The 17,013-nt window shown below is 53.0% G+C and carries 13 protein-coding genes and 1 pseudogene; all 14 read left to right on the top strand.

Annotated elements, in window-relative coordinates:
- Positions 1–98: 98 nt before the first annotated feature.
- Positions 99–674 carry a bifunctional ornithine acetyltransferase/N-acetylglutamate synthase gene (locus tag EKN00_RS05835; protein ID WP_127849219.1) on the top strand — a complete coding sequence of 192 codons (576 nt, stop codon included), beginning with the start codon at positions 99–101 and terminating at the stop codon, positions 672–674.
- Between the two features lie 12 nt (positions 675–686).
- Entirely contained in the window at positions 687–1,424 is a 738-nt protein-coding gene (locus EKN00_RS05830) for an acetylglutamate kinase (protein WP_127849218.1), read from the top strand.
- A 10-nt stretch (positions 1,425–1,434) separates the two neighbouring features.
- Positions 1,435–2,583, top strand: coding sequence for an aminotransferase class III-fold pyridoxal phosphate-dependent enzyme (locus tag EKN00_RS05825; RefSeq protein WP_127849217.1), 1,149 nt, complete (start codon positions 1,435–1,437; stop codon positions 2,581–2,583).
- Positions 2,584–2,761: 178 nt separating this feature from the next.
- Positions 2,762–2,983: a hypothetical protein gene (locus EKN00_RS05820; protein WP_127849216.1), complete on the top strand. Its 222-nt coding sequence runs from the start codon at positions 2,762–2,764 to the stop codon at positions 2,981–2,983.
- A gap of 40 nt (positions 2,984–3,023) precedes the next feature.
- Positions 3,024–3,188: pseudogene (locus EKN00_RS11145) on the top strand (aminoglycoside 6-adenylyltransferase); the annotation flags it as partial.
- Positions 3,189–3,192: 4 nt separating this feature from the next.
- Entirely contained in the window at positions 3,193–3,948 is a 756-nt protein-coding gene (locus EKN00_RS05810) for an aminoglycoside 6-adenylyltransferase (protein ID WP_164848047.1), read from the top strand.
- Between the two features lie 294 nt (positions 3,949–4,242).
- Complete coding sequence (locus EKN00_RS05805; RefSeq protein ID WP_164848046.1) at positions 4,243–7,062, top strand: YhgE/Pip family protein; 2,820 nt, start codon at positions 4,243–4,245, stop codon at positions 7,060–7,062.
- A 243-nt stretch (positions 7,063–7,305) separates the two neighbouring features.
- The gene (locus tag EKN00_RS05800) at positions 7,306–9,678 is read left to right on the top strand and encodes a phosphoketolase family protein (protein WP_127849212.1); all 2,373 of its coding nucleotides are present in this window, start codon (positions 7,306–7,308) and stop codon (positions 9,676–9,678) included.
- Between the two features lie 411 nt (positions 9,679–10,089).
- Complete coding sequence (locus EKN00_RS05795) at positions 10,090–10,854, top strand: gamma-glutamyl-gamma-aminobutyrate hydrolase family protein (RefSeq protein WP_206611266.1); 765 nt, start codon at positions 10,090–10,092, stop codon at positions 10,852–10,854.
- Positions 10,841–12,181 (top strand): APC family permease, encoded by a 1,341-nt coding sequence (locus tag EKN00_RS05790; RefSeq protein WP_127849210.1) that lies wholly within the window; start codon positions 10,841–10,843, stop codon positions 12,179–12,181. Before EKN00_RS05795 ends, EKN00_RS05790 begins: the two co-directional genes overlap by 14 nt.
- A 520-nt stretch (positions 12,182–12,701) precedes the next feature.
- The gene (locus EKN00_RS05785; RefSeq protein WP_164848045.1) at positions 12,702–13,574 is read left to right on the top strand and encodes a WxL domain-containing protein; all 873 of its coding nucleotides are present in this window, start codon (positions 12,702–12,704) and stop codon (positions 13,572–13,574) included.
- 121 nt (positions 13,575–13,695) lie between these two features.
- A complete protein-coding gene (locus EKN00_RS05780) occupies positions 13,696–14,736 on the top strand; it encodes a WxLIP family cell surface protein (RefSeq protein WP_127849208.1) in 1,041 nt (346 codons plus the stop codon).
- A 219-nt stretch (positions 14,737–14,955) separates the two neighbouring features.
- Complete coding sequence (locus EKN00_RS05775; protein WP_164848044.1) at positions 14,956–15,348, top strand: LPXTG cell wall anchor domain-containing protein; 393 nt, start codon at positions 14,956–14,958, stop codon at positions 15,346–15,348.
- A 296-nt stretch (positions 15,349–15,644) separates the two neighbouring features.
- A complete protein-coding gene (locus EKN00_RS05770) occupies positions 15,645–17,012 on the top strand; it encodes an NAD(P)/FAD-dependent oxidoreductase (RefSeq protein ID WP_127849206.1) in 1,368 nt (455 codons plus the stop codon).
- Position 17,013 lies beyond the last annotated feature (1 nt).

The raw sequence follows: 17,013 nt of genomic DNA, 5'->3' as shown, positions 1-17,013 counted from the left end.
CGACTTAACCTTAGCATATAGGCGCACCCAATGGGTGAAACACCAAAGCAGCGCAGTCCCGTGTGAATCATGGGATTACGCTGCTTTTTTGAAATTCTATGAATAATCCAGGCACATTTAACCAGATTACGGTTGACGGTGACACGAGCACCAACGATATGGTTATTGCCCTAGCAAATGGGCAGGCGGGCGCGCCGACCATTACCGGGGGGAGCGCGCTAAGTACCTTCAGCAGTGCCCTCCACAAGGTGATGGCGACAATGGCCCAAGCAATCGCCGGCGATGGTGAAGGGGCGACTAAGTTCCTCGAGGCCAACGTCACCGGTGCGACAACGGCCGCCGATGCGCGGATGGCAGCTAAGGCCGTCATTGGTTCGAACCTGGTCAAGGCCGCGATGTTTGGTCAAGATCCAAACTGGGGTCGCATAATTGACGCACTGGGCAACACCAGTGTCAGTCTCGACCCGGATAAACTGGCTATTGGCATTAATGGCGTCGCGATGGTCGCTGCTGGCAAGGCCCAGGAGCTGACGCCACCGCTCGTGCAGCAGGCGATGAGCCCGGACAAGATTGTGCTGGCAATTGATTTGGGTGTTGGCAAGGCAGAGGGTCAGGCGTGGGGCGCAGATCTCACCTACGAATACGTGCACATTAACTCAGCGTACACGAGTTAAGGGAGGTAACACATGCTGGATAACATTGTTCTCATCAAAATCGGCGGTGAAACGGCCCGCAAAATGCCGCAGTCACTGCTTTGGCAATTGGGTGCCCTCGCGCGCCAGCACCAATTAATCATTGTGCACGGTGCCGGCTCAGACATCACCGAGGCGGCGGTTGCGGCGGGGATTACGACAAGGCGTGTCGACGGATTGCGCGTGACGCCGCCCGCAGTCCTGAAGATTGCCCAGAAGATAATTAACCAGCAGGTGCAGCCCAATTTGTGCGCCCAGCTCGCAACGCTTGGCATCCACCCGCACGTACTTGACGGTGGGGTGACGGCAACGCAATTAAACGCAGCAAAGTACGGGCTTGTTGGTGCGGTCGGCGCGATTAGCTGCACCGCCTTGCAATCACAGCTAGCCGAAACGGGTGCGCTGCTCATCGGCCCGCTTTTGCCGAGCAGCGACGGCCAATTGCTCAACGTGAATGCGGACGATGTGGCCATGGCGCTTGCCCGCAAACTTGGCGTTCAGCAGCTCCATTTCGTGACCGACGTTCCGGGTGTGTTAGATGATCAAGGTGCCGTCGTGAAGCAGTTGACACCGGTAAAAATGCAGACGCTGACCGCCAACCATGTTATCAGCGGCGGCATGACGGTCAAGTTGCGCGCGGGGCTGGCGGTGGCGGCGCAAGGGACCCGGGTGACAATCGGCGCGCTTTACGGTGCTGGGACCCAGCTGACGGCGAATCAGGAAGAGCAGTAGGAGACAGACAATGACGAATTTATTTACGACGTACAAACGGTGGCCATTTGCCCTTGTTGATGGGCAGAACTGGACCTTGATTGACGATTCAGGCAAGCATTACACCGACCTCACCTCTGGCATTGGCGTGATGAATTTGGGTTACCATTACCCAAGTGTGCAGGCGGCCGTGACCAAGCAGATTGGTCAGATTTGGCACACCTCGAACCTCTACCAATCCCCACTGCAGGAAAAAGTGGCCGCGCAATTGATTGCCGGTCTCAACCTGCCTGACGATTACCTTGTGTTCTTTGGCAACTCAGGAACGGAGGCTAACGAAGCGGCGCTCAAACTGGCTCGCCGTTATACCGGGAAGACGAAAATCATGAATTTCACCCACGGCTTCCACGGCCGGACTTACGGTTCACTGACCGTCACCCCCAAGCCTGACATTCAGAAGGGCTTTGGCGTTGATACCAGCGATGTGGTTACCGCGACCTTTAACGACGAAGATGCGCTGGATTTGCTTGATGACAGCTTTGCTGCGCTGATTATTGAAGTCGTGCAGGGTGAAGGCGGCGTGGTACCGGCGGACAAGATCTGGCTTGCCGCCCTCGTTGCTAAGGCCGAAGAACTCGGTGTGCTGGTCATTGTTGATGAAGTGCAGACCGGAATTGGCCGGACCGGCACCTTATTTGCCTTTCAGCAATACGGAATTGCGCCCGACATCATCACTAGCGCCAAGGGTCTGGGCAGCGGGTTGCCGGTTGGGGCGATGATTGGGAAAGCCAGTCTGACGTCCGCCTTTCCTTATGGCGCCCACGGGACCACGTTCGGGGGCAATCCGGTCGTGATGGCCAGTGCGAATGCAACCTTGGCGGCGCTCACCCCTGAATTCTTCAGTCAGATGCAGGCCACGAGCAAGGCGGCCTTTGCCGAACTGGAGACTTGGAAGGAGCTGCCAAACGTCATTACGGTTCGTGGCCTTGGTCTCATGATTGGGATTCAGCTGGCGGAGAATGTTCCCGCCGGCGCGCTGGCCGCCAAGCTGCACGAGTATGGTATTTTGACGCTGACTGCGGAGGGCAACACCCTGCGCTTACTGCCGCCACTGATTATCAGCCAGCAGGCGTTGTTGACGGCACTTGCGACTATTAAGTCCGTCATTGCGGGGTATTAGGCAAGCAAGGCAGGTAGTTTACGAATCAAGTACCGGACAGTTGCAATCCCCCAGCATCTACATGTATGATTGGGGCAAATCAAACGTTGCAAGGCGATTTTGCACCTGAATATATGCCGGTTATCGCGGAGAAGATAGACCTTACTTTCACCGTGTGCCGAGATTCTGGAGGAAAACGATGTCGAAGAAAACTGCACTAGTTGCTTTTGCGGCGGGCGCACTGACGGCCTTTCTGCTCGAGCACACCCAAGTTGTAATTGCGGGCAAAAAGATTGCGCCGGGGCCTGATAACGAAACGCCAAAAGCACAAGTCCAAGCCGTGCCGCGCCCAGGTCGGCCGCGGCCACAAATGCAGGCGGCAGCAGCGACGCAGGCTAATCGGCCGAAGCGTTACCGCTAGTTTGTAGTGGGGCATTTCCATAACCAGTGATGGTTGCGGAATGCCCCTTTTTGAGTTCAGAGGAGGATGCGAAATGATGCGAACAGCGATGCAGATGATGACGATTATAAAGGCCGTGGCCGAAAGCGACCCGCGCGTCCGGGCGGTATACATGAACGGTTCACGGGCGAATCCGAATTCACATCCGGACTTGTTCCAGGATTTTGACATTGTCTACGTTACGACCGACATCGCGGGGATGCTGGCAGAGCGAAGCTGGCTTGCGCCCCTTTGGCCTGCCACTGGTGCATCAGGAGCCGGACGCGCTGGATATGGCGGTGGGCCAAACATGCAATCCGGAAACCGATGGGTACACAATCATGAACGTGTTCACTGATGGCAACCGGATGGATTTGCATCTGGAAACGGTCGCTGCCTGCAAACTGGGGTACGGCAGCGACAGTCAAACCGTGCCACTGCTGGACAAGGATGGCATTTTACCGCCGCTACCGGCCACTAGTGACCGGGATCACTGGGTAAAACGGCCAAGCGCTGAATTGTTTTACCACCACACCAACGATTTCTGGTGGGTGGCGCCGTACGTGGCAAAGGGTCTGTGGCGGAATGAATTATTGTACGCGAATGGCATGCTGGCGAACGTAATCCGTCCGCACTTGCTGGACATGTGTGACTGGCTCGTGGCGAGTGACTACGACTGGCGGATTAGTACTGGCAAAATGCATAAGGAGCTGCAGCAGCTCTTGCCGGAAACGTTATGGCGGCAACTGGCAAGCACGTACGCGGCGGGAACCATTAGTGACACCTGGCACGCGCTGGATATGTCGATGGATTTGTTTGCGCAGGTTGCGGGGCAGGTTGCTTCGCGGCTGGAATTTAATTACGTGCGCGAGGAAGAACGAGGAAGCCGCAAATACATTGATGCGATTAGGAAATTAGCACCAGATGCGACGTCAATTGAAGTGTAGAAAACTCGCATAATCGTTGCATACTAACCCATAAATACTTGAGGGCAGCAAAATGGTCGGCCGTAATGGTCGGCTTTTTTGCTGCCATTTTGCTCTATCAGTTACACGAGTATCGTATGCAAACGGCCGAATAACCAGTAAACTACAGCGCATGAAGGTAGTTAGTGTTTTCCCGCAGCAAGCGCGAAAACACCGATGTGCTGGGATTTAACTGTTTTTGGGAACATAGCTAGCCATCGCGCCAGTTGCAATTTTATGCGTGAAATCCGCGTTACACCTGTAACGTTGGAGGATATGAAGAAGGAGTTGAAACTACTCGTGATTAAGAAGGAATTTTCCAACATTTTCCACAGTAAGTCGATCATGTTACTAATTGTGGCGATTGTGCTTATTCCATTTGTATATTCGTTTTGTTTCCTGACCTCGGCCTGGGACCCATACGGTAACACTGGTAAGGTGCCAATCGCCGTTGTGAACAATGATGAACCGACGACCCTGCAGGGGAAAAAGGTTGCGGTCGGGGCCGAAACGGTCAAGAAATTGCGCAAGGATAACCAGCTCGGCTGGCACATCGTGAACGCTGCGCAAGCTGCAAAGGGACTGAAGAACAACAAGTACTACACTGTTGTGACGATTCCGCAGAATTTCTCGAAGAACGCAGCTACGGTCCTCAATTTGCACCCGAAGCAGATGAAGCTGACCTACAAGACGAACGGCTCGCTGAACTACATCAGTGAAGTCATGAGTCAGGTTGGGGCAGATAAGCTGAACGCCCAAATCCGGGCCAACGTGACCAACGCTTTTGCCAGCACCTTGTTTGAACAGGTCGGTGGCATTGGTAAGAAGATTGGCACGGCTGCCACTGGTGCGACCCAAATCAATGAAGGAACCGTCAAGCTCGACAACGGGGTGAACCAGTACACCGTTGGGGTTTCCAAGGTACACGACGGGATTCAGACCATGAAGGTTGCGGCTAAGCCCCTCAGCTCTGGGGTGCAGCAGTTGACCGATGGTGGCCACCAGTTGGCCACCGGACTTGACCAGTTGGCCGGTAACATCCCGGCACTTAGCTCTGGGGTGCGGCAGCTTGATGATGGTAGTCACCAAATCAAGGGCGGCTTGGTCGAAATCAACGGTCAGATTAACGGAACTGGGGACAGCGACCTTACTGGTGGCGTTCAGAGCCTGACCGACGGGATGAATGAATTAAACCAGAAAGTTAACCACGGGACTGGCAACACGCCATCCATGGTCAGCGCTATCGAACAACTATCCACGGGGATGAAACAGCTTAACACCAGCGTTAATGTGGCCAACGGTAGTGACCCATCACTGGTCAGTGCAGTTGAACAGCTGAACGATGGTATGTCCCAGCTCGACACGGGGCTTAAACAGTTACAAAAACAAACACTCGGTAACAACAAGAGCTCTGACCCAACTGAATACGGGTTAGCCAAGGGAACTGAGTACATCACAAACAAGATGTTGACCCTTCAGGATAAGGTTAAGACGCAGATTTCTGCGCTTAGCCTAGCAAGCATGATGCTTAAGTCTAACGTTAAGTCCGCTAAGGCTACACAGGACGCGGCGGATAAGAAGATGGAAGCTGCCATTGCCGGTGTGAAAGACGCGACTCAGAAAGCAGCACTGGAGGCGGCCTGGAAAGAGACCACGGCTGCGCAGACCAAGACTCAAACTGTTTTGGATAACGGTAAGACCCTCACGAATGACGACGCCAAGAACCCAATTGGTGCAATGTCCAAGATTTCGGCGATGTCAGTGCTGAATCTGGTTGATTACAACATGAGCACCACCGAAACGGATCCAGCTACAGGGGATCCAAACGGTCTGAAGACTGCGGTTGACCAATTTGCTTCTGGCTTGACCGTGATGAATAAGAAGCTTAACCCAACTGAGAAGAATGCTACTGGTTTCGATGCTGGGATTAAGCAGCTTGTTGATGGCAGTGCGCAGTTAAAGGCGGGCATCAACAAGCTGTACAAGCAGCGTGGGACTCTTGCTGACGGGGTTGCCCAACTGAACGATGGTTTGAGTCAGATGAATGGCAGCCGCAAACAGCTTGCAAGTGGTGTTCAGCAGCTGGATGACGGTCTTGTAACCCTCAACGGGAAGGCGCCTAAGCTGTCCAGTGGGATTACGGCGCTCCTCGCCGGTTCTGGCAAGCTATCTACTGGCCTTGATCAACTTAACGGCAAGGTGCCAACCCTCGCAAGTGGGGTCACCCAACTTGATAACGGTGGCCACAAGCTTAGCGGCGGTCTCGACCAGCTGAACAGCAAGGTGCCACAACTCCTCGATGGGGTCAACCAGCTTGCTGATGGGACGACACAGCTAACCGACAACTCCGGTCAGCTGACTGACGGTACTAGCCAGCTGAAGGATGGGACCAAGCAACTTGCTGATGGTCTGAACGCAGGTTACAAGCAGATTAATGACGTGAAGCTGACCAAGGCGACCGCCAAGATGTTTGCTGAACCAAGCAAGGACATCCAGAAGCGGATGACAACCGTGCCGAACTACGGTGCTGCACTTGCACCTTACGTTCTGGCACTGGCACTGTTCATTGCCATCATCATCTTCAACTTCACCTACCCAATGCGTCGTCACGACGGATACAAGTCTGTTGCTGACTGGTTCAAGGCGAAGATTGCGGTTGGGACACTTGTTGCCCTGGCAATGGCACTCATTGAAGCAACCCTCATGATGGTTGTTGGCCTGCCAGTTGACCACGTGGCCCAGTTCTACGGCATGACAATTCTGTTTGCCCTGTCGGCGATGTACATGACGCAAATGCTGAACCTTGCATTTGGCGGCGTCGGGATTTTCGTTGCCCTTGGGTTGCTCACCATGAGCGGATCTGGCGGGTTATTCCCAGCCGAAACAATTAGTCCACTGTACGAAGGCTTCCAGAAGTTCCTGCCAATGACGTATGCCATTAACGGGTTCCGCAACGCGATTACTAGTGGGATTGCCTCCGCAACGGTTGCCGAGAGTGTATTCATTCTGATTGCAATTGGGGTCATCAGTATTGCCCTGATGTTCCCAGCGATTAAGTACCTGATGGGTAAGCTCGAAGCTGAAGCGCGCGACTAAATTATTACTATTGCACCCCGCAAGCCATTTTCGGCTTGCGGGGTGTTTTTGATTTAGCGTTCATGGCCCAGGCGACATTTTGGGTTAATTGCACGGCGGTTCAACCAAGGAAGAGGCAAAACCTGCCCTGGTTGTGCCTACTTTTGTTGTATACTAGAGCTATGTTTGAAAGCGCGTTTATGTGCGCGCGAATATTCGCCGCGGCGCCGTGATTGCGACGTGCGGCCCATTTGGAGGTACGATATGCCAACTACTACTGATTACAGCACACCAGAGTATTTCGCCCTGATGACCCGTTACTGGGAAGCAGCGAACTACCTGTCTGTCGGGCAGTTGTATTTGAAGGATAACCCGCTTCTAGAGCGTCCGCTCACGAAGGAGGACGTTAAGGCGCACCCGATTGGCCACTGGGGGACAATTTCGGGGCAAAACTTTATTTACACACACCTGAATCGTGTCATCAATAAGTACGGTTTGAACATGTTTTACATCGAGGGTCCCGGTCACGGTGGCCAGGTGATGGTGTCCAACGCGTACCTTGACGGACACTATTCCGAGATTTACCCGAACATTAGCCAGGACAAGGCCGGCATGAAGCGCCTGTTCAAGCAGTTTAGTTTTCCTGGTGGGGTGGCCAGCCACGCGAGCGCGCAGACACCTGGCTCCATGCATGAAGGTGGGGAACTTGGTTACTCATTGAGCCACGCTGTGGGTGCCATTCTCGACAATCCGGATGTAATTGCGGCGACGGTCATCGGGGATGGCGAAACGGAAACCGGACCACTGGCGGCTAGCTGGTTCTCCGGCACGTTCATCAACCCAATTAACGATGGTGCCGTTCTGCCCATCATCCACATGAACGGGTTCAAGATTTCTAACCCAACAATCCTCGCCCGCAAGAGTGACGAAGACGTGCGCAAGTACCTGGAAGGCGCCGGCTGGGCCCCAGTCTTTGTTGAAGGCGACGACCCAGAGAAGCTCAATCCCGAAATGGCGGCGGCCATGGATGGTGCAATTGAGGCAATCAAGGCCATTCAAAAACACGCCCGCGAAACCGGCGACACGACCCAACCTAAGTGGCCGGTACTTGTCGTCCGGACACCTAAGGGCTGGACTGGGCCAAAGACCTGGAACAACTTGCCAATTGAGGGTAGTTTCCGTGCCCACCAGATTCCAATTCCGGTCGACGCCGCGGACATGCAGCACGCCGACAACCTGACCGACTGGCTTAAGTCCTACCACCCAGAACAGCAATTCGACGCTGACGGGCATTTGGTTCCCGAGCTGCAGGCACTGGTGCCCGCAAAGGACAAGCGGATGTCCAGCAACCCGATTACCAATGGGGGCTTTGACCCGAAGCCACTTATTTTGCCAGACTACCGGAAGTTTGCCCTGGACAACACGGAGCACGGTAAGGACACCAAGCAGGACATGATCGTTTGGTCCGCATACCTGGCAGAATTGATTAAGCTCAACCCGGACAACTTCCGAATTTTCGGTCCAGACGAAACGATGAGCAACCGGCTATACGACATCTTCAAGGCATCGCCGCGGCAGTGGCTGGAACCAATCAACGATTACACGGACGAGAAATTGGCACCGGCAGGGCGCATCATCGATTCCCAGTTGTCTGAACACCAAAGCGAAGGATTTAATGAAGGCTACACCCTGACTGGGCGTCACGGCCTGTTTACCAGCTATGAAGCCTTCCTGCGCGTCGTGGACTCCATGATTACCCAGCACTTCAAGTGGATTAAGGAAGCCAGTGAGCAGAAGTGGCGTCGTCACTACCCATCACTGAACATCGTATCCACGTCCACCAGTTTCCAGCAGGATCACAACGGGTACACCCACCAGGATCCCGGGATTTTGACCCACGTGGCCGAGAAGACGCCGGAATTCGTGCGTGAGTACCTGCCGGCGGACGCCAACTCGATGCTGGCGGTATCACCAAAGCTCTTCAGCAGTGAGCAGACCGTCAACATTTTGATTGCATCCAAGCAGCCACGGCCACAGTTCTACACGATTGATGAAGCAACCGTACTCGCAAACAACGGGCTCGGTCGAATTGGTTGGGCAAGTACCGACGACAACGCCGCACCCGATGTGGTGATGGTTGCGGCCGGGACGGAACCAAATATGGAAAGTCTGGCGGCCATTGACCTGTTGCATGCAGCGTTCCCTGAGCTGAAGGTGCGTTTCATCAACGTCATCGACTTGCTCAAGCTGCGCGCACCATCTGTTGACCCGCGTGGCCTGACCGATGCGGAGTTCAACCAGTACTTCACGACCGACAAACCGGTCATCTTCGCCTTCCACGGTTACGAAGGCCTGATTAAGGACATTTGGTTCCCACGGCAGAACCGTAACCTTGAAGTTCACGGTTACCGCGAAGAAGGGGACATCACTACGCCGTTTGACATGCGCGTGCTGAACTCCCTCGACCGGTTCCACTTGGCCAAGGCAGCCATAATGGCCGTACCGGAATACGCAAGCAAGGCTGGTGCGTTCATTCAAGAAATGGACAACAAGTTGCAGTACCACCACGATTATATTCGTGAATACGGGGATGACATCCCAGAGGTTCGCGACTGGCACTGGACTGCGGTTAAATAGCAGCACTCAGTTGAATTAGTGAAAAGGACCACCGGAATTTGCGAATTCCGGTGGTTTTTTGCGTCCCGAATGAAAAGGCTGCCGTCAGAATTAGAGGCGATGGGCGATACTAACCCATTAAACTATGCACGCCGTTTTCAGTTTGACTGCATTAATGGCGCTCCGTAAGTTTCGGTTTTAGTGGGAAAACGACTTTTTTTATTGTTATTTGGGTAATTGCAGTGCACTGAGTAAGTATCAGGGGGCAGGGCGCTGAGAATGCGGGTTTAAGTTGATTATGTGAGCAAGATTAAAATGAAGATAGGGTGACAAGACTGATGCAACGGTGTTTTTAATAAAAGTCACTTGTTGTTCTAATTAAAATGTCGTGATATACTCATTCACATGTTTCTGAAAGAAGGAGGATACATTGTGAAACCTATTATTGCTTTGACCGCTGATGCACTAATTGATCATTCACCAGTCATTAACCAACATGATGCTGACATGGCGCCGAGCGCAATCAAGGAAGCCATCATTAAGGCCGGTGGGGTCCCAATTATTTTGCCATTTCCTGCAGACACCCGCGAGGCAGACGCCCTCGCGCAGGAAGTTGTGAGCTTGTTTGATGGACTAGTTTTGCCAGGCGGTCCCGATGTCGATCCTACCTTCTTCGGGGAGGAGCCAGTTGCGGCGATTGGCCGGACTGCTTACCAGAAGGACGCGTTTGAAATCGCCTTAATCAAGGCAGTGCGGGCCGCGGGTAAACCAGTTTTTGCCATCTGCCGCGGTATTCAAATTTATAACGTTGCTCTTGGTGGGACCCTCTACCAGGACCTGCCGAGCCAGGACCCAGACTACCGAATCCGGCACGCACAGGCAGCACCAGGCAACTTTCCCACACACCACATACATATTGCTGCAGGCAGTCAGACTGAACGCTTGCTGGGGGAACGCAGCTACGTTAACTCGCGGCACCACCAAGCAGTGCGTGACGCTGCGCCGGGACTCACGGTTACTGCGACTGCAGATGATGGCGTAATTGAAGGACTCGAGTCAATTGATGATGACAGCTTCATCGGTGTTCAGTGGCACCCAGAAAACATGTGGACCGTCCAGACTGAACAGTTTGCGTTCTTCGAGGATATCGTCAGACGCGCCCGTCGCTTTAAGGAGAATCACTATGAATCAAAGTAAAGAAAAACTAGGCCTTTTTAGCATTATTCTACTTGGGATTAACGGTATTATCGGCTCCGGGATTTTCCTTCTGCCTAACGTTGCGGCAAAGGCCATGGGGACCGCCGGGATTTTCGTCCTCATGCTCGATGCCATTTTAGTCATCTTGCTTGCACTCTGCTTTGCGCAGGCCGCGACCCACTTCGACCGCGATGGTGGCCCCTACCTGTACGCCAAGGATGCATTCGGGGGCTTCGTCGGCTTTGAAGTCGGCTTTGTGACTTGGGCAATCCGGATTATCGCTGAAGCAACGATGGCCGTTGCCTTCCAAACGCTGCTGGCGGGTATTTGGCCAGTATTGAAAAGCGGATTTCCCGCCATGGCAACCACAACCTTCTTGATGACCGGTCTGGCCCTCATGAACATTGCCGGTGTGCGGATCTCCAAGTACGTGAACAACGTTGTGACCGTTGCAAAGTTGGTTCCACTTGTTCTATTTGTCGCAATCGGTATTTTCTTCATCAAGGGTGGTAACTTCACGCCAATGTTCCCAGGTGGCCATTACACTGCCGGTTCCTTTGGTTCCACTGCCGTAACGATGTTCTACGCGTTCACCGGGTTTGAAGGTGTGGTTGTGGCAGCCGGAGACATGAAGGATGCAAAACGCAACCTACCAAAGGCGATTGCCGCGGTGATGGCGATTGTTGCACTCTTCTACGTTTTAATCCAAGTAATCTCCACGGGTGTGCTTGGCGCGGACGCACTGGCAAAGACCAGCACGCCAATTCAGGCCGTGTTTGCCCACTTCGCTGGTGGGTTCGGTTCCGCTTTGGTGCAGGCCGGCTCCCTGGTCTCCGTCGGGGGAATCCTCGTGGCGTCCAGTTACATCACACCAAGATCCGGTGTTGCTCTGGCTGAAAACGACATGATGCCTGCAGTTCTGGCCAAGCGCAACAAGCACAACGCGCCATGGGTTTCGATTCTGGTCTCCCTCGTCATTGGCCTAATTATTTCCTGGTCAGGGACGTTCAGCTACCTTGCACAGATTAGTGTTATTTCCCGATTCGTGCAGTACATTCCAACCGTGATTGCGGTCATGGTTTTCGCCCGCAAGTACGGTAAGCCAGTGCGCGGCTTCAGCTTGCCGTTCGGCCCGGTTATTCCAGTCATTTCACTGGTCATTTCCTTCTGGCTCCTGTACAACGCATGGCTTGCGGATACCACGCACATGCAGTTCATCACCGGGTTCGGCGCGTTAGTTGTTGCCCTGCCGTTCTACTTCCTGAGCAAGTTCTACAAGAAGCCCGCAGAGATGATGACGCCTGTTGCACCAGAGCTTAAGGACTAACCAAGTAATTGAATTGATAACGATGAAAGACTCGACGTTGACGTTGGGTCTTTTTTTGTGTCTGGGTAAGTCGAATGCGGATGAGCTTTTGGCTCGAGGTAATCCCTAATTCAGCCGCGTCTGCTTAACGTGCAATTCTTATACGCAGTGATAATAATAGCCCCAAGATTGATGGCAATCTTTGCGCGACGGGTACAACTTATCCAGAGAATAATCTTTGCACCGGTGCGTGGTGCAATTCATGCGCAAGGTGCGTATGGCCGCCAGCCAGGCATCTACGTCCGTCCGCTCGCAATTGGTGGGGACAAATGATATTAGGTGGGCAAATAAGTCGTTATTAATAATGCTTTGAATAAGATAAGCTAAAAACCCGCGAAAACGCGTGCAAAATAAAAAATTAGTTTATGAAATCTAGGTCAAAATTGAGGCAATTTAACCAGATAATATCCTTGTAAGTTAAGAACCGCAGCCAGAGGTTTCGGTCGCGGTCCCGAAAGCCAAAAAAATGGAGGGTATTACCATGAAAAAGAATAATAAGTTTGTTTACGGCTTTGTCAGCATTGCGGCAACAGCCCTGATGGCAATCGCACCATCTGTGGGGGTGTTCGCGGATGATACGTCTGCTGGGACTTCAACGACGGCAACACCGTACAAGAGCACTCCATTAACTTCCAATGCCCAGGTGGTCGTTGAAGAAGGTGGGACCCCAACTAACCCTAACGACCCAAGCAAGCCAATTACGGATGTACCAGATTTACCTAATACTAATGTCACCGGTGAGGATCTCCTCCAGCTGGTTGCGGTGCCCGACCTGAACTTCGGGAAGGTTAAGGCAGGTGACATTGAATCGGCTACGCAAACGTTAAATTTTGTGGACACCACGGTTAAGGATGGTAAAAACTATAACAAAGGACTTGCACACCTGACCGTATCCGACTATCGCGGGACCTTGATGGGTTGGAAACTCAGCGCATCAATGACTGACTTCACGAACCTGGGTGACGCCAGCTCGGCACATTTAACTGGGAGCATTGATTTAATCAACCACAACGTTGGCCAAGGCGTTGTTGGTGCTACGGACAAAACGTTCTTGGCTTCTGGCTATCAAACTCTAGATACCAAGGTTAAATTGCCAACCACTAATACAGCGGCAACAATTTGGGACGCACCAAAAGGCCAAGGTTACGGGATGACCATCGCAGACCTGAGCGCATCCAAGCTTAATCTAGATTTGAAGCAAGGCGCCAAGACGGGGACGTACCAGTCCACAATTACCTGGACGCTGTCTTCCACCGCCGCAACACCTGAAGCCGGTACTGGTAAGAAGGATGTTGCTGCTACGAATGCTACTAACTCAGACACAACAACGAATTCAGAAAGTAACGTCAAGTAATCAATTAAAATATTTAACCAAAACGGCCGGTGGGGGAATTTAGCCGGTCGTTTTTGGCAGAAGAACTTCGTGGGTCCGGCGCAACGCCGAATGGTTCTGACTGATTTTGTAGAGAGGTGTAATGATGAAAAAACGTAAATGGTGGCTCGTTTTGGTGGCTGCACTGATGGGGTTCTGCACGATGCAGGCGCAACATGCATCCGCGGCCTCAGGTGCTGGCTTCACCGTCGCTCCTGTCATTCCTAGCAACCAAATTGGGGACATCAGCAGTTATTTCAACTTGCTGGTTAAACCCGGCAGCACCCAAAAGCTGACCGTCAACATCGCCAACACGACGAATCAGGACAAGAAGCTGAGGGTGAGTGCCACGAACGCCTTCACCCAGACGAACGGGGAAATTGGCTACAAGCCAAACAACCAAACCGATCCGTCCGCCAAACACTACCTGAAGGACCTCGCGAGCAAGCCAATCAACATCACCATTCCTGGCGGCCAGGTTCAAGCCGTTACCATGAGCGTGAGGGTGCCAAAGCGCGGCCTTGATGGTGTGCTTCTTGGCGGCATCTATGTGCTTGACCGCACGACGCGCCGCTCCAGCGCGAGTGGAATGCGCATCAACAACCGGTTCGCGCTAGTTGTTGGGGTGCAGCTGCAGACCGTTAAGACCGCGCAGACTGATGTGCGGCCGGAAGTAAAGCTCATGAGTGTCCAGGGCGGGCTACAGAGCAACAAGCCGGCAGTCCTTGCGACGTTGCAGAACCCAACCCCAACGTATTTTGGCCAGATGGATATCACGGCCAAGGTGAGCTGGCGGGATTCGACCAAAACGCTATTCAAGCGCAAGGTTTACAACTACGCCATGGCACCGACGTCCCACTTCGCGTTTGGTGTTTTCCCAGACGTCGGCCTTGAGCCGGGGGATTACACGCTCGACTTGCTCGCGGTCAGTGGCAAACGGCGCTGGCACTTCAAGAAGAACTTCACGATTCTTGCGGCCGAGGCTGACAAGATTAACAAAGAGGCCGGAATCAAGGTCAGCCACGCCTGGCCTTGGTGGGTCTGGGTCATCATCGGCCTCGGAATTCTGCTGCTGATTCTGTTACTCCTGCTCCTGATTCTGCTGCTCAAGCGGCGTAAGGATGACGATGAGGACGAGAAGTAAATTGCGTCTTTGAACTCAAGACCAGCCCATCACTTTTCCTTTTCCGTTGATGCTCAAGACCAGATCAGGACGCTTCGCTGTGTTTGTAGTCGAGCTGCGCGTCCTTGGTCTCTGCGCTCAACCAAAAAGGAAAACCGATGGGAAAATCACCCATCACTTTTCCTTTTCCGTTGATGCTCAAGACCAACCCAGGACGCTTCGCTCTGTGAGGTGATGATTATGAACAAGACCAGAATCTTAATCACGATTGCGACCGTGTTGTTGTTTGCCTTTGCTGTGGTGCGCACTGTTGTGTATGCCGCCGATTCGACCGCGCAAGTTGAGGTTGTTGGGGACAATAAGTTGCCTGATTCCGGTAAGCTGCCAGATACTGGTGGGACGCCTGCTGCTAGTAGCGGGAATCACGATGGTCGCGTTCACTACGCCGATGCGTTGCCGGGGACCAAGGCCGGAACGTACAAGCGCGTGTACGTTAAAAACACCGTCACGACGATGCACCACTTGCCGCAAACCGGGAATGGCCACGACTACTCGCTAACCGGTGCTGGAATGGTGCTTCTTGCCCTGACGAGTTTTGGTGTTGTTTACTACCGGCGGGAAATTAGTAGTTAGTCGTGTTTTGCTTGAAATGCCACTGTTGCGCTGAGGCAACGGTGGCGTTTTTGGTGTTACAGGTTGTTCACTATTTTACAAAGTTGTTGCCTATCCGGAATCACTTAAAAATTTGGCCCGTCAAGTAGCCGATTATGCCTGCACGCTGGATGTGATTTTATGCGCATGAGCATTTTTTGGCCCATTTGGCGCTAGTATTCAATGCAGAGGTAATTTTGCTAATGACACTAGACATGTCATAATGGTAGGGAAAAGTTTGGGGTGCGTATTAGACGTACCAAACGAGGTTGAAGATAATGAAAACTGTAATCGTTGGTTGCACACATGCGGGCACCGCTGCCGTCCAGGAACTGATTGCACGTGACCCATTAGCCGAGGTCACGATTTTTGAGCGGCGTAATGACGTGACTTTCCTATCTTGCGGAATTTACTTGTACCTGGAGGGGGTCGTTGACTCGCTCAAAAAGGTCTTCTACGCCACGGCAAAGGACCTGGAGGCGCTCGGCCCCAACGTGCACGTTTACTTACAGCATGACGTCGTGCGGATTGACCCGAGCGAAAAACTAATCGAGGTGCAGGCCATTACGACGGGTCGAATGCGCAGTGAACGTTACGACAAAATCATTATCACGACCGGATCGTACCCCGTTGTTCCCCCAATCAAGGGGGTTAATACACCCAAGGTATCCCTCTGCAAGAACTACGATGACGCACTGGCGATTGAACAAAACACGCTTGATGCTCACAAAATCGCGGTGGTTGGCGGGGGCTACATCGGTACCGAAATATCTGAGGCCTTGAGCCGCCGCGGGTTCGAAGTCATGCTCATCAACGGCCGCAGTCAGTTGCTTGGACATTACGTGGACAGTGATCTGGCGGGTATCATCCGGGAAGACTTAGTAGACAACGGCATTGAGGTCTGCGACAACGAGGTGTGTGAGTCATTTGAGGCCGTCGATGACAAGGTGTTCATCACCACGAATAAAGGTGAACACACGGCGGACATGGCGATTGTTTGTGTCGGTTTTTCCCCGATGACCGAGTTGGTGCGCGGGCTTGTCGACATGACGCCGGAAAACGCCATTAAGGTTAACGACTACATGCAGACGAGTGACCCCGACATTTTTGCGGCGGGTGATTCCGCCGCGGTGCACTACAACCCAACCAACCGGCACGTCTATGCGCCGTTAGCCACGAACGCAATTCGGATGGGCAAAATCGCGGGGGCAAACGTGGCGGAGTATGGGTCCGTCAAGTACATGGGCACCCAGGACACCAGTGCGCTTTCGCTGTTCGGCAAGACCCTGGCCAGCACGGGGTTGACGGCTTCAAAGGCGGCTAAGTTCTTCCCGAATTCCGCGGCGGTGACACTCAAAACAAATTACCGGCCAGACTTCATGCCAACTAATGAAGAATTGAACATGGTCTTGGTTTATAATCAAGATAATCGACAAATTCTGGGGGCACAGTTCTACAGTCGCTTTGACGTCTCGATGTGTGCTAATCTGATATCAACGATGATTCAAAACAAGAACACAATTGATGATCTTGCGTACGTGGATATGCTGTTCAACCCGAATTACGATAACCCTTGGAACTACCTGAACCTGCTGGGGCAGGCGGCGGTAAACCAGGAAAAACCAAAGCGGCACCGACTTTTTTGAC

The sequence above is a fragment of the Lacticaseibacillus hulanensis genome (assembly GCF_004010095.1).
GTDB classification, from domain to species: Bacteria; Bacillota; Bacilli; order Lactobacillales; family Lactobacillaceae; genus Lacticaseibacillus; species Lacticaseibacillus hulanensis.
This window is presented reverse-complemented; position numbering and strand designations above follow the sequence as displayed.